The sequence below is a fragment of the Pseudomonas sp. BF-B-30 genome (genome assembly GCF_019956305.1).
Taxonomy (GTDB): domain Bacteria; phylum Pseudomonadota; class Gammaproteobacteria; order Pseudomonadales; family Pseudomonadaceae; genus Aquipseudomonas; species Aquipseudomonas jessenii.
The window spans coordinates 88,498-101,275 of record NZ_JAHBDG010000077.1 but is presented as its reverse complement, the minus strand read 5'-3'; the positions used below and the strand labels follow the sequence as shown (position 1 = coordinate 101,275).

Here is a 12,778-nt window from a genome sequence, read left to right as displayed (position 1 = left end):
TAAGATTTTTTTGGTATTACAAAAGAGGTTCTGCGGATGAATGTGTAAGGAGGGAAATTGCTATCACCCAACCCCCTGCTCAATGATTCAAGCAGAGGAAAGAAAAAGGTGGAGAGTCGATCTGTAAGCCGGGTTCTGTCTTGAACAGTCATTCGTCTACGATGGCCATCACTGGACATCTTTAGCAACCTACCCGGTCCCAGCGCGGGCCACGCCTTGGGACCCTATTTGGTCTTGCTCCAAGTGGGGTTTACCTAGCCACGAACTGTTGCCAGACGTGCGGTGCGCTCTTACCGCACCTTTTCACCCTTACCGGCGCCGAAGCGCTTAGGCGGTTATTTTCTGTGGCACTTTCCGTAGGCTCACGCCTCCCAGGCATTACCTGGCACTTCGCCCTATGGAGCCCGGACTTTCCTCCCCCCCCTAATTTTCATAGGGGGCAGCGACTGTCCGATCGACTCTCCGCCGCGAAGGTTACCGGCAGAGCGCCCGAAGAACAAGCACCAAGCGCCATTGGGCACGCCTGCGCGTCGGGTTTTACTCGCCCTTCTGCTGATCCAGCGCGATTTGGTACAGCACATTCTTTCGCTCGCCGGTGATTTGCGCCGCCAATGCCGCCGCACGCTTGAGCGGCATTTCTTCAAGCAACAGGTTGAGGATACGCATCGCTTCGCTGCTGACGGCACCTTCCTCTTCGGGCGCGGACCAGCCCGCCACCAGTACCACGCACTCACCGCGCTGCTGGTTGCTATCCGACTCGACGAACTCGCGCAGCTCAGCCAGAGGCAGCCCCTTGAGGGTCTCGAACGTCTTGGTCAGCTCGCGGGCAAGCAGCGCCGGGCGCTCTGGACCGAACACCAGTTCCATGTCTTGCAGACATTCGAGGATGCGATGCGGGGCCTCATAGAAGATCAATGTGCGAGGCTCTTCCTTTACCTGCTCGAGACGCGCACGTCGCCCCACAGCCTTTGCAGGCAGAAAACCTTCGAATATGAAGCGGTCGGAAGGCAGCCCTGCTGCCGACAGCGCTGCAATCAACGCGCAGGCACCCGGAACCGGCACTACATTAATGCCCGCTGCCCGGGCCTGCCGCACCAGGTGATAACCCGGATCGGAAATCAGCGGCGTCCCGGCATCCGAGATCAACGCAACGTTGTCACCGGCAAGCAGACGAGTGATAAAGCGACTACCTTCATCCCGCTCGTTGTGTTCATGGCAGGCCGCCAATGGCGTCGCAATGCCGAAGTGCTGCATCAAGCGCTGGGAATGACGGGTGTCTTCCGCGGCGATGAGGGCCACTTCACGCAGAATCTTCAGCGCCCGCGCACTGATGTCATCCAGGTTGCCGATGGGCGTCGCCACCACATAAAGCGAGCCAGCAGCGGAATTCAAAGCACCTGGAGCAGTCAAAGCGCACACCTCATGATCGGTAAAAGTCGCCATTGTAGCGCGTAGCGAGACTCACGATACCCGCAAGCAAACGAGGTATCGGTGACCGTTTGTGCGCTGGCGCAACATTTACACCAGCTAAATTGATTGATTCACGCCAGTAACATCGCACCCCGGCCAGTGCTTGGGTACAATTCCACGCTAATTTGATCGAGTATCAGGAACGCTTACATGATCGCTTGCCTGCGGCTGTTATCTGCCCTCTGCCTCGCTGCCTTGCTGACGGCTTGCGCCAGCTCGCCCTCCTCCAGCCTTGGCGAGCTTCCACGGACACCGGACGCCAGTATCGAGCAACTGCTTGAGAAGGCCTCCCAAAGCAAATCACCGGAAGATGCCGCCCTGCTGCGCCTGAGCGCCGCCGACCTGGCTTATCGCCAGGGCAATGCCGGCCAATCCGCGCAAATCCTGCAACAGGTTCCTGTCGAACAGCTCAAGCCGGGCCCACAGGTTTTCGCCAACACCCTGGCGGCGGAACTGGCCATGACGCGCAATCAGCCCAAGGCCGCGCTGGCCGCCTTGAGCCATCCGAGCCTGCAATACTTGAGCGAACTGCCCGAGGAACAACAGGTCCGCACCGGCACCATCCACGCCCGCGCACTTGAAGCCGATGGCCAGACCCTTGCCGCCGCTCGCCAGCGCATTTTCATCGCCCCGATGCTCGAAGGCGAAGCCGCGAGCAAAAACCACGAAGCCATCTGGACCCTGATCGCTTCGCTGCCGACCAATCAGTTGCAGCCAAGTGCCACCGACGATCTCGGCGGCTGGATGGCCCTGGCACTGGCCGTGAAATCCGCCGGTACCCTGGAGCAGCAACAGGCCGCCATCGACAACTGGCGCGCGCAGAATCCGAAGCACCCGGCAGCCATTCAATTGCCGCTGCCACTGACCCAACTCAAGGAACTGGCCAGCCAGCCCCTGAACAAGATCGCCCTGCTGCTGCCTCAGGACGGCCAACTGGCGGCGGTTGGCAAAGCGCTGCGCGACGGTTTCATGGCCGCTCACTACCAGGCCCAACAGGCCGGGCAGAAACCACCCGCCATCGAGTTTTATGACAGCTCGCGCCTGACTTCCATGGACGAGTTCTACCGCAAGGCCCAGGCCGATGGCGTGCAACTGGTTGTCGGCCCGCTGGAGAAGCCGCTGGTCAAACAGCTGAGCACTCGCCCGCAGTTGCCGATCACCACCCTGGCATTGAATTACAGCGAAGGCGATCAAGGCCCGGCGCAGCTGTTCCAGTTCGGCCTTGCCGCTGAAGACGAAGCCCGCGAAGTGTCGCGCCGCGCTCGCGCCGACGGCCTGCATCGCGCAGCCATCATGGTGCCGAAAGGTGAGTGGGGCGACCGCGTACTCAAGGCGTTCAGCCAGGATTGGCAAGCCAATGGCGGCACCATCGTCGCCACCGAACGCGTCGACCAACCGGTCCAGTTGGCCCAGCAAATTGCCGACATGTTCCAGCTGCGCCAGAGCGAAGGTCGCGCCAAGAGCCTGCAAAGCACCGTTGGCTCGCAAGTGGCTGCCCAGCCATCGCGCCGCCAGGACATCGAGTTCATTTTCCTCGCCTCTACACCGCAACAGGCCCAGCAGATCAAACCGACCCTGAACTTCCAGTACGCAGGCGATGTTCCGGTCTATGCCACCTCCCACGTGTTCAGCGCCAACGGTGACGTCAACCAGTACAACGACATGAATGGCATTCGCTTCTGCGAGACGCCATGGTTGCTGGACGCCAATGATCCACTGCGCCGCCAGGTCACTGCCCAGTGGCCACAAGCCGCCGGCAGCCTGGGGCGCCTGTATGCCATGGGTGTGGACGCCTATCGTCTGGCGCCACGCCTGGGCCAGCTCAAGTCACTGCCGGACAGCCGCATCGACGGCGAATCGGGCAGCCTTGGCATGTCCCAGAGCCAGCGGGTCGTGCGCCAGTTACCATGGGCCGAGTTCGCCAATGGCCAGATTCAGCGCCTGCCGGACACCGCTCACTGATGCCTGACAGGTCACGCCAGCAAAGCGGCAAGGATGCCGAGCGCCATGCGCTCGAGCATCTTCAACAACAAGGTCTGCGCCTGCTGGCGCAGAACTGGTTGTGTAAACGCGGCGAGCTTGATCTGGTCATGCTAGATGGCGATACAGTAGTATTCGTTGAAGTCCGCTACAGAAAAAACACTCAATGGGGTGGCGCGCTCGATAGCATCGATGAGCGCAAACGGCAAAAACTGATTTTCGCCGCGCAATATTATCTTCAGCGCGAGCCGCGCTGGGCCAATTCCCCTTGCCGCTTCGACGTGATTGCCATCGACAGCCACCTCGATCAGTTGAACTGGCTACAGAATGCCTTCGACGGCTGATCGCCGGCATTGCGAACCGGACACTATCACCCAACATTTTGCTCTTTGCTTTGCGGGCTGCACATTCACGTGCCGAACAGCCGCGCTACTTAAGGTCACACAGATGGACATGCAATCCCGAATTCGCCAGCTTTTTCAGGCCAGTATCGACACCAAGCAACAGGCGATGGAAGTACTTGCACCGCACATCGAGCAAGCCAGCCAGGTCATGGTCAACGCCCTGCTCAACGAAGGCAAAATGCTTTCCTGCGGCAATGGCGGCTCTGCCGGCGATGCCCAGCACTTCTCCTCCGAGCTGCTCAATCGCTTTGAGCGCGAACGCCCAAGCCTGCCGGCCATCGCCCTTACGACCGACAGCTCGACGATCACCTCGATTGCCAACGACTACAGCTACAACGAAATCTTCTCCAAGCAGATCCGTGCGCTCGGCCAACCGGGCGATGTGTTGCTGGCTATCTCCACCAGCGGCAACTCGGCCAACATAATTCAAGCGATTCAGGCCGCACATGATCGCGAAATGATTGTCGTAGCATTGACGGGACGCGATGGCGGCGGCATGGCGTCGCTACTGTTGCCCGAGGACGTCGAGATTCGCGTACCGGCCAACGTCACCGCTCGTATTCAAGAAGTCCACCTGCTGGCGATCCATTGCCTTTGCGACTTGATCGACAGCCAATTGTTCGGGAGTGAAGAATGACCCCTAATCGCCTTGGCCTACTGGCCTTGACCCTGTGCCTCAGCATCAGCGGCTGCACCTCGGTGGTGACTGCCAGCCGTGAAGCACCGATTGAAGATGACCGCGGCACTCGCACACTGGGCAGCAAGATCGACGATTCCCTGATCGACACCAAGGTTGGCGTGAACGTCGCCAAGGCCGACCCAGCCCTGGATAAGGATTCACATATCGTCGTCACCAGCTTCAACGGTGTCGTACTGCTCGCCGGGCAAACGCCACGCGCAGACCTCAAGGCCAAGGCCGAACAGGCTGCCGCCGCTGTCCAGCGCGTGAAAAAGGTGCACAACGAACTGCAAGTCCTGCCACCCTCCTCGTTGCTGGCACGCCAGAACGACACCTGGCTGACCACCAAGATCAAGACCCAGATGCTCGCCGATGCGAACATCCCTGGCTCGCGCATCAAGGTAGTCACTGAAAACGGCATCGTCTACTTGCTGGGCCTGCTGACCAAGCAGGAAGCGGCACAGGCGACCAACCTGGTGCAAGGGGTTTCCGGTGTGCAGAAGATCGTGAAATTGTTCGAGTACATCGACTGACCCTGCAGGAGCGAGCTTGCTCGCGAAAAACGTTTGGCGAATGCGTTCATTCAGACTGCACGCGTCATCGTTCACGCCCATCGCGAGCAGGCTCGCTCCTACATCGTTTGAAGGCGGTGGAATAAAAAAGGGTGATCCTTGCGGATCACCCTTTTTTTTATTTCACCACCTTCAAACTCGGGCGACCGCTTGGACGCGGCGGCTCACTGTCGGGTGGTGGAAGATCGTCATCCGGCTCGATCTCGTCGTCCTCGCCCATGGGCGATTCCAGATCGAACACCATGCCCTGACCATTCTCCCGGGCGTAGATACCCAGGATCGAAGCAATTGGCACGTACAAGGTGTGCGGTACGCCACCAAAGCGCCCCTCGAAACTGACCGCCTCGTTATCCATGTGCAAGTGACGCACGGCTTGTGGCGATACGTTCAGGACGATCTGTCCGTCACTGGCAAACCCCTGAGGCACCTGCACCGACGGGTACTCGGAATTGACCAGCATGTGCGGGGTGCAATCGTTGTCCACAATCCACTCATAGAGCGCGCGGACCAGATAAGGTCGACTGGAGTTCATAACGGCTCCTTAAGCCTTAGCGCATGTCGCGTTCGACACCAGACAGACTCGCCTGGAAAGCCTCACGCGCAAACTGGCGCTCCATATAATCAAGCAGCGGCTTCGCCGGCCGCGGCAGTTCTATACCCAGAATCGGCAATCGCCAGAGTATTGGCAATAGGCAGCAATCCACCAGACTTTGTTCCTCACTGAGGAAAAACGGTTTGTCGGCAAACAGTGGCGACACACCCGTCAGGCTTTCGCGCAACTCTTTTCGAGCCACGGCGCGAGCCGCTTCCTTGGTCCGCGAATCCAGAATCAGGTCCACCAGACCACACCAGTCTCGCTGAATGCGGTGCATCAGCAGGCGACTGTTGGCACGCGCCACGGGATAAACCGGCAGTAGCGGCGGGTGCGGGTAACGCTCATCCAGATATTCCATCACCACAGTCGACTCCCACAACGCCAGGTCGCGATCGACCAGCGTGGGCAAGCTGCCGTAAGGGTTCACCTCAATCAGTTTAGGTGGCTGGCGACCAGCCTCCACGTAAATGATCTCGGCGCTGACACCCTTCTCTGCCAGTACGATGCGCACTCGGTGGGAATAGTGGTCGGCGGGGTCGGAGTAACAGGCCAACCGATTGGTCACGCCCATGGCGATCCTCCTCGCTTGTAGAAATTATCGAAAGCGGAAAAACGAGCGCGCCCAGAGGGCGCCTCCCGTAACGACTGGATCACCAGTTTCGCTACATCTTCAGAGGCGCCCTTGGGCGCGCGCGATTAACAGCAATAGCTTGAAGCTTTATCAGTGCACGTCTTTCCAGTATTCGCGCTTGAGCAGGTAAGCGAAGACGAAGAAGAACGCCAGGTACAACAATACGTACGTACCGATGCGCTGATGTTGCAGCTTAACCGGGTTAGCCGAGTAAGCCAGGAAGGTTACCAGATTCTTGACCTTCTCATCGAACTGCTCTGCAGTCAGGGCACCGCTTTTCGGCACGATGGTCAACTGATCGCACGCTTCATGAGTCAGCGCCGTACCGGTCAGAGGATCATATTGCTTCTTGCCGTCTTCGACGATCTGAACCTGTTTGCAACCCACCACCTGGCGACCCTGCAAGCCGACCAGGACGTTAGGCATGCCCACGTTCGGGAAGACCTTGTTGTTCACACCCCATGGGCGCGAAGGATCTTCGTAGAACGACTTCAGGTAACCGTAGAGCCAGTCGGTGCCGCGAACACGGGCAACCAGGGTCAGGTCCGGCGGCGCTGCGCCAAACCAGGCCTTGGCGTCCGCTGGCTGCATGCCGATGCTCATGTGATCGCCGATCTTGGCGCCAGTGAACACCAGCTTCTCGAGCATCAACTCATGGGGAATGCCCAGGTCGTCGGCAACACGCTCATAGCGCTGGAACTTGGCACTGTGGCAACCCATGCAGTAGTTGGCGAAGGTACGCGCGCCGTCCTGCATGGCCGCTTTATCGGAAACGTCGATGTCGACTTTTTCCAGCTCGGGGCCACCGTGTTCAGCTGCGAAAGCAAACACTGGCAGTGCAGCAAGCATCAATACAGCAAATAGTTTTTTCATCAGCCAGTCACCCTTTCCGGAACCGGTTTGGTCTTCTCGAGCCTGGTGTAGAACGGCATCAGAATGAAGTAGGCGAAGTACAGGAAGGTACACACCTGCGACAACAGCGTACGGCCTGGAGTCGGAGCCAGAACACCCAACACGCCCAGGATCACGAACGAAATGCAGAACACCCAGAGCCAGATCTTGCTCAGCCAGCCTTTGTAGCGCATCGACTTGACCGGACTGCGGTCGAGCCACGGCAGGACGAACAGCACGGCGATGGCCGCGCCCATGGCGATAACGCCCAGGAGCTTGTCCGGAACCGCACGCAAGATGGCGTAGAACGGAGTGAAGTACCAGACCGGAGCAATGTGCTCTGGGGTCTTGAAGGCGTTCGCCACTTCAAAGTTCGGCTTTTCGAGGAAGTAGCCACCCATTTCCGGGAAGAAGAACACGATCGAGCAGAAGATGAACAGGAACACCACCACGCCGACGATATCTTTCACGGTGTAGTACGGGTGGAAGGCAATGCCGTCCAGCGGTATGCCGTTTTCGTCCTTGTGCTTCTTGATGTCCACGCCGTCCGGGTTGTTCGAACCGACTTCGTGCAACGCCAGGATGTGCAGCACCACCAGACCCAGGATAACGATCGGCAGGGCAACCACGTGCAAGGCGAAGAAGCGGTTCAGGGTAATACCGGAAATCAGGTAGTCACCACGAATCCACTGGGTCAGGTCGTTGCCGATGACCGGGATCGCACCGAACAGCGAGATGATCACCTGTGCACCCCAGTAGGACATCTGGCCCCACGGCAGCAGGTAGCCCATGAAGGCTTCGGCCATCAGCGCCAGGTAGATCAGCATGCCGAAGACCCACACCAGTTCACGCGGCTTCTGGTACGAACCGTAGAGCAGGCCACGGAACATGTGCAGATAGACCACGATGAAGAACGCCGAAGCGCCGGTGGAGTGCAGCAGACGCAGGATCGAGCCGTACTCGACGTCGCGCATGATGTATTCGACGGAGGCGAATGCCTCTTCCGCCGACGGGGTGTAGCTCATGGTCAGCCAGACACCGGTAACGATCTGGTTGACCAGAACGAGCAGCGCCAGGGAGCCAAAGAAGTAGAAGAAGTTGAAGTTCTTCGGAGCGTAATACTTGCTGAGATGGTCTTCCCACATCTTGGTGGCGGGAAAGCGCGCATCAACCCAATCCATGAACTTGCTCATCACGCTTTCTCCGTATCGACGCCAATGATAATAATTTCATCGGTCTCATAGGAATGCGGGGGAACTGGCAGGTTCAAAGGCGCAGGCTGCGACTTGTAGACGCGACCAGCCAGATCGTAGTGGGAACCGTGGCAAGGGCAGAAATAGCCGCCTACCCAGTCCTTACCCAGATCCGCAGGTGCCACTTCGGGACGGAAGGTCGGCGAGCAACCCAGGTGCGTGCAGATACCAATCAGCAGCAGGACCTCGGGCTTGATCGAACGGGTTTCCGGATCAACGTAAGTCGGTTGTGTCGAGTTCTTGGAGGCCGGGTCAGCGAGCTGGCCCTCGATCTTCTTAAGATTCCCCAGGATTTCCTGTGTACGGCGGACGATGAACACCGGCTGGCCGCGCCACTCAGCAATCATCTGCTGGCCTGGCTCGATTTTGCTGACATTCACTTTCACCGGTGCACCTGCGGCTTTCGCCTTGGCACTGGGAAACCATGACCCCACGAACGGGACCGCAGCCCCCACCGCTCCTGCAGCACCCACCACGGATGTGGCTGCTACCAAGAAGCGACGCCGGCCTGCATTCACGCCGTCATTGCTCATTCAGTCCTCTCCCATCAGCTTTGTGGCCTGTTAAATCAGGCATCTACTAAGTAAAACTATGTACTTATAAAAATTTTGCCGAATGGTAATGAAAAGCCCCAATTCTGACAAGGTAATTACCGGAACCCATCACCCCCAAGCCTTGTAGTATAGGGTGTCTGCGGATGTGGCAAGTTGTCACAGCGCAATTCTTTGATAAATCGCAGACATAAAAAAACGCCCAGCTCCGTGAGGAAACTGGGCGTTCTTTTTTGAACGTGAAAGCGAATTAACGCTTCGAGTACTGCGGACGCTTACGCGCTTTACGCAGACCGACTTTCTTACGTTCAACTTCACGAGCATCGCGGGTTACGAAGCCGGCTTTACGCAGGGCGCTGCGCAGAGTCTCGTCGTAGTCCATCAGAGCACGAGTGATGCCGTGGCGGATTGCGCCAGCCTGACCACTCACACCACCGCCGATCACGGTGACGTAGATGTCGAACTTCTCGACAGTCTCAGTCAGCTCCAGCGGCTGACGAACTACCATGCGGGCAGTTTCGCGGCCGAAGAAGTTATCCAGCGAACGGTTGTTGATGGAGATGTTACCAGTACCCGGACGCAGGAAAACGCGTGCGGTTGCGGTCTTGCGACGGCCAGTGCCGTAATTTTGAGTCGCCGACATAATGTACTATTCCGTTAAAACTTCAGTTCTTGGGGCTGCTGAGCAGTATGTGGGTGTGCAGCGCCCGCATAGACTTTCAGCTTACGGTACATGTCGCGACCCAGTGGGTTCTTAGGCAGCATGCCTTTAACCGCGGTCTCGATCACGCGCTCAGGGGCCTTGGCGATCAGCTTTTCAAAGTTGATCGACTTGATGCCGCCCGGGAAACCGGAGTGGGAGTAGTACATTTTGTCAGTGGTTTTAGCACCGGTAACACGAATCTGCTCAGCATTGATTACGACGATGTAGTCGCCGGTGTCAACGTGAGGAGTGTACTCAGGCTTGTGCTTGCCACGCAGACGGCTCGCGATTTCGGTGGCCAGACGACCCAGGGTCTGACCAGCAGCGTCGACGACAAACCAGTCGCGCTTTACTGTTTCCGGTTTAGCAGTAAAAGTTTTCATTCTTTATAGCCTCAGGGGCCGCCCTGTAAATTAGACGGCGGATCTTACTGAATAGTGCGTACTTTGACAAGTCAAAGGCAGCCGGATACAGACGCTTTCGGGGGCTCGGGTCGGCGCGTCCGTTCAACGGCAAGATTCTTCGGCGGCGGCGCATCACTTCCACTGCAGAAAGAGGTGCGCAATTATGCAGATTGCGAAAAATAATTCAACCTGCTTTTATGATTGTTTTGCCCAAGGAGCACCCGATGGACTATCGCCAGCTAGGCCGAACCAATCTGAACGTGAGTGCCCTCTGCCTCGGAACCATGACCTGGGGCGAGCAAAACAGCGAGGCAGACGCCTTCGCCCAGATTGAGCGAGCCAAGAGCGCCGGGATCAACTTCATCGACACCGCCGAGATGTACCCGGTGCCACCCAAGGCCGAAACCTACGCCTCCACCGAACGCTACATCGGCAATTATTTCAAAAGCCGCGGCGATCGTGCCGACTGGATCCTGGCCAGCAAGATCGCCGGCCCCGGCAACACCATCGACTACATCCGCGACAAAAACCTGCGCCACAACCGCCAGCACATCACCGAAGCGGTGGATGCCAGCCTCCAGCGCCTGCAGACCGACTACATCGACCTGTACCAACTGCACTGGCCGGAGCGCAGCACCAACTTCTTCGGGCAACTGGGCTACAAGCACAAGATCGAAGCCAACCTGACGCCTCTGGAGGACACCCTTGAAGCACTGGACGAGCAGGTCCGCGCCGGCAAGATCCGCCACATCGGCCTGTCCAACGAGACGCCATGGGGCACCATGCGCTTCCTGGCCCTGGCCGAAGCCCGTGGCTGGCCGCGCGCCGTGTCGATCCAGAACCCGTACAACCTGCTCAACCGCAGCTTCGAAGTCGGCCTGGCGGAAATCGCCATCCGCGAGCAATGCGGCCTGCTCGCCTATTCGCCGCTGGCGTTCGGCTTCCTGTCAGGCAAGTACGAAGGCGGCGCCCGCCCGCCAAAAGGTCGCCTGAGCCTCTACAGTCGCTTCAGCCGCTATTTCAACCCGCAGTCGGAAGCGGCATGCAGCCGTTACGTGGCCCTGGCTCGCGAGCACGGCCTGGACCCGGCGCAAATGGCCCTGGCGTTCGTGACGCAGCAGCCGTTCGTGACCAGTAATATCATTGGCGCGACGACGATGGAGCAACTGGAGAGCAACATCGCCAGTTTCGACTTGAAGCTGTCGGAGGAAGTACTGGAAGGGATCGAGGCGATTCACAAGGATCATCCGAATCCTGCGCCTTGATTGATCTTTAAAACCAATCGCGGGCAAGCCCGCTCCCACAGGTTCGGTGATACCTGTGGGAGCGGGCTTGCCCGCGATGGCGTCCGCCCGGTCAGCGCAAATCAAAGCGACCGCGCAATAATCTCCTTCATGATCTCGTTCGTCCCGGCATAGATCCGCTGCACCCGTGCATCCGCCCATGCCCGCGCGATCGGGTACTCCCACATGAACCCGTAGCCACCGTGCAACTGCACACACTCGTCGAGCACCTTGCACTGCAGGTCGGTGCCCCAGTACTTGGCCATCGCCGCCGTCGGCACATCGAGCTTGCCTTGCAGGTGCAGCTCCAGGCAACGGTCGACGAAGACCCGGCCGATCTGGATTTCCGTGGCCATCTCCGCCAGCTTGAACCGGGTATTCTGGAAGTCGGCGATCGACTTGCCGAATGCCTTGCGCTCACGGGTGTAGTCCAGCGTCCATTGCAGCGCAGCTTCGGCTGAAGCCAACCCGCCAATGGCCACCGTGAGGCGCTCCTGGGGCAACTCCTGCATCAGGTAGGCAAAGCCCATCCCGGCCTGGCCCAGCAGGTTTTCCTTGGGTACACGCACGTCCTGGAAGAACAGCTCCGAGGTGTCCTGGGCCTTCATTCCGACCTTCTCCAGGCGCTTGCCCTTGTCGAAGCCCGGCGTATTGGCTTCCACCAGAAACAGACTCGTGCCCTTCGCGCCAGCCTTCGGATCGGTCTTGGCGACGACGATCACCAGATCGGCCAGGTAGCCGTTGGTGATAAAGGTCTTGGAGCCGTTGATCACGTACTCATCGCCATCGAGCACGGCCGTGGTTTTCACCCCTTGCAGATCGGAACCGGCGCCCGGTTCAGTCATGGCGATCGCGGTAACCATCTCGCCGGACACCAGTTTCGGCAGGTATTTGTGCTTCAGCGTCTCACTGCCGTAATGCAGGATGTAGGGCGCCACGATGTCCGAGTGCAAGGAAAAACCGATGCCGGTCAGGCCAAGTCGCCCCACTTCTTCGATCACCACCGCACTGTAGAGAAAGTCCGCCCCCAGGCCGCCGTACTCTTCCGGCAAGTGCGAGCAAAGCATCCCCGCCTCCCCTGCCTTGTTCCACAGTTTGCGGTCGATATAGCCTTGTTTTTCCCATTGCCCATGGAACGGCACCGCCTCTTTTTCGAGGAACGTCCGCACGCTGTCGCGGAAAAGCTCGTGCTCGGAACTGAACAGGGTTCTGGGGATCATGCGGCACCTTTATCTTTGTTTTTAGAAGAAGTTGACCTTCAGAGACTATGCCTCGCTTCCGATACAGGACACTGGACACATCCGACAAAAAATAAGACGATCCAGCCGTCTGGTGACCACTTCCCCCTATAAAAATAAAGTT

The 12,778-nt window shown here is 58.6% G+C and carries 14 protein-coding genes and 1 other RNA gene; 5 read left to right on the top strand and 10 right to left on the bottom strand.

Annotated elements, in window-relative coordinates; translation table 11 throughout:
• Positions 1-108: 108 nt before the first annotated feature.
• Together rnpB and rsmI are read right to left on the bottom strand one after the other, a co-directional pair.
• An RNA gene (gene rnpB / locus KGB29_RS26415) (RNase P RNA component class A) lies at positions 109-462 on the bottom strand.
• A 75-nt stretch (positions 463-537) separates the two neighbouring features.
• Positions 538-1,443, bottom strand: coding sequence for a 16S rRNA (cytidine(1402)-2'-O)-methyltransferase (rsmI, locus tag KGB29_RS26410; protein ID WP_167362876.1), 906 nt, complete (start codon positions 1,441-1,443; stop codon positions 538-540).
• A 177-nt stretch (positions 1,444-1,620) separates the two neighbouring features.
• Here rsmI and KGB29_RS26405 point away from each other — a divergent pair, with 177 nt between their 5' ends.
• The 4 genes from KGB29_RS26405 to KGB29_RS26390 all read left to right on the top strand — a co-directional run bounded on the left by KGB29_RS26405 (position 1,621) and on the right by KGB29_RS26390 (position 5,066).
• A complete protein-coding gene (locus KGB29_RS26405) occupies positions 1,621-3,432 on the top strand; it encodes a penicillin-binding protein activator (protein WP_150814946.1) in 1,812 nt (603 codons plus the stop codon).
• Positions 3,432-3,794 (top strand): YraN family protein, encoded by a 363-nt coding sequence (locus KGB29_RS26400; protein WP_090457618.1) that lies wholly within the window; start codon positions 3,432-3,434, stop codon positions 3,792-3,794. Before KGB29_RS26405 ends, KGB29_RS26400 begins: the two co-directional genes overlap by 1 nt.
• A 103-nt stretch (positions 3,795-3,897) precedes the next feature.
• Complete coding sequence (locus KGB29_RS26395) at positions 3,898-4,491, top strand: phosphoheptose isomerase (protein WP_007972584.1); 594 nt, start codon at positions 3,898-3,900, stop codon at positions 4,489-4,491.
• Positions 4,488-5,066 carry a BON domain-containing protein gene (locus tag KGB29_RS26390; protein WP_057713355.1) on the top strand — a complete coding sequence of 193 codons (579 nt, stop codon included), beginning with the start codon at positions 4,488-4,490 and terminating at the stop codon, positions 5,064-5,066. Before KGB29_RS26395 ends, KGB29_RS26390 begins: the two co-directional genes overlap by 4 nt.
• Positions 5,067-5,223: 157 nt before the next feature.
• On the opposite strand, the gene KGB29_RS26385 is transcribed toward KGB29_RS26390, so the two are convergent.
• The 7 genes from KGB29_RS26385 to rplM all read right to left on the bottom strand — a co-directional run bounded on the left by KGB29_RS26385 (position 5,224) and on the right by rplM (position 10,112).
• Entirely contained in the window at positions 5,224-5,637 is a 414-nt protein-coding gene (locus tag KGB29_RS26385) for a ClpXP protease specificity-enhancing factor (protein WP_007998247.1), read from the bottom strand.
• 16 nt (positions 5,638-5,653) lie between these two features.
• A complete protein-coding gene (locus tag KGB29_RS26380; RefSeq protein WP_007989864.1) occupies positions 5,654-6,271 on the bottom strand; it encodes a glutathione S-transferase N-terminal domain-containing protein in 618 nt (205 codons plus the stop codon).
• Between the two features lie 150 nt (positions 6,272-6,421).
• Complete coding sequence (locus KGB29_RS26375; protein WP_057713354.1) at positions 6,422-7,204, bottom strand: cytochrome c1; 783 nt, start codon at positions 7,202-7,204, stop codon at positions 6,422-6,424.
• Positions 7,204-8,415, bottom strand: coding sequence for a cytochrome b (locus tag KGB29_RS26370; protein WP_034149536.1), 1,212 nt, complete (start codon positions 8,413-8,415; stop codon positions 7,204-7,206). Before KGB29_RS26370 ends, KGB29_RS26375 begins: the two co-directional genes overlap by 1 nt.
• On the bottom strand, positions 8,415-9,008 hold the full coding sequence (gene petA / locus KGB29_RS26365) for a ubiquinol-cytochrome c reductase iron-sulfur subunit (protein WP_057713353.1): 594 nt from the start codon (positions 9,006-9,008) through the stop codon (positions 8,415-8,417). Before petA ends, KGB29_RS26370 begins: the two co-directional genes overlap by 1 nt.
• 268 nt (positions 9,009-9,276) lie before the next feature.
• On the bottom strand, positions 9,277-9,669 hold the full coding sequence (gene rpsI, locus KGB29_RS26360) for a 30S ribosomal protein S9 (protein ID WP_003228056.1): 393 nt from the start codon (positions 9,667-9,669) through the stop codon (positions 9,277-9,279).
• 14 nt (positions 9,670-9,683) lie between these two features.
• On the bottom strand, positions 9,684-10,112 hold the full coding sequence (gene rplM / locus KGB29_RS26355) for a 50S ribosomal protein L13 (RefSeq protein WP_007917032.1): 429 nt from the start codon (positions 10,110-10,112) through the stop codon (positions 9,684-9,686).
• Between the two features lie 245 nt (positions 10,113-10,357).
• On the opposite strand from rplM, the gene KGB29_RS26350 reads away from it, so the two are divergent.
• Positions 10,358-11,398, top strand: coding sequence for an NADP(H)-dependent aldo-keto reductase (locus KGB29_RS26350; protein WP_150814947.1), 1,041 nt, complete (start codon positions 10,358-10,360; stop codon positions 11,396-11,398).
• 101 nt (positions 11,399-11,499) lie between these two features.
• Here KGB29_RS26350 and KGB29_RS26345 read toward each other — a convergent pair whose 3' ends face one another.
• A complete protein-coding gene (locus KGB29_RS26345) occupies positions 11,500-12,636 on the bottom strand; it encodes an acyl-CoA dehydrogenase family protein (RefSeq protein ID WP_150814948.1) in 1,137 nt (378 codons plus the stop codon).
• Between the last annotated feature and the right edge of the window lie 142 nt (positions 12,637-12,778).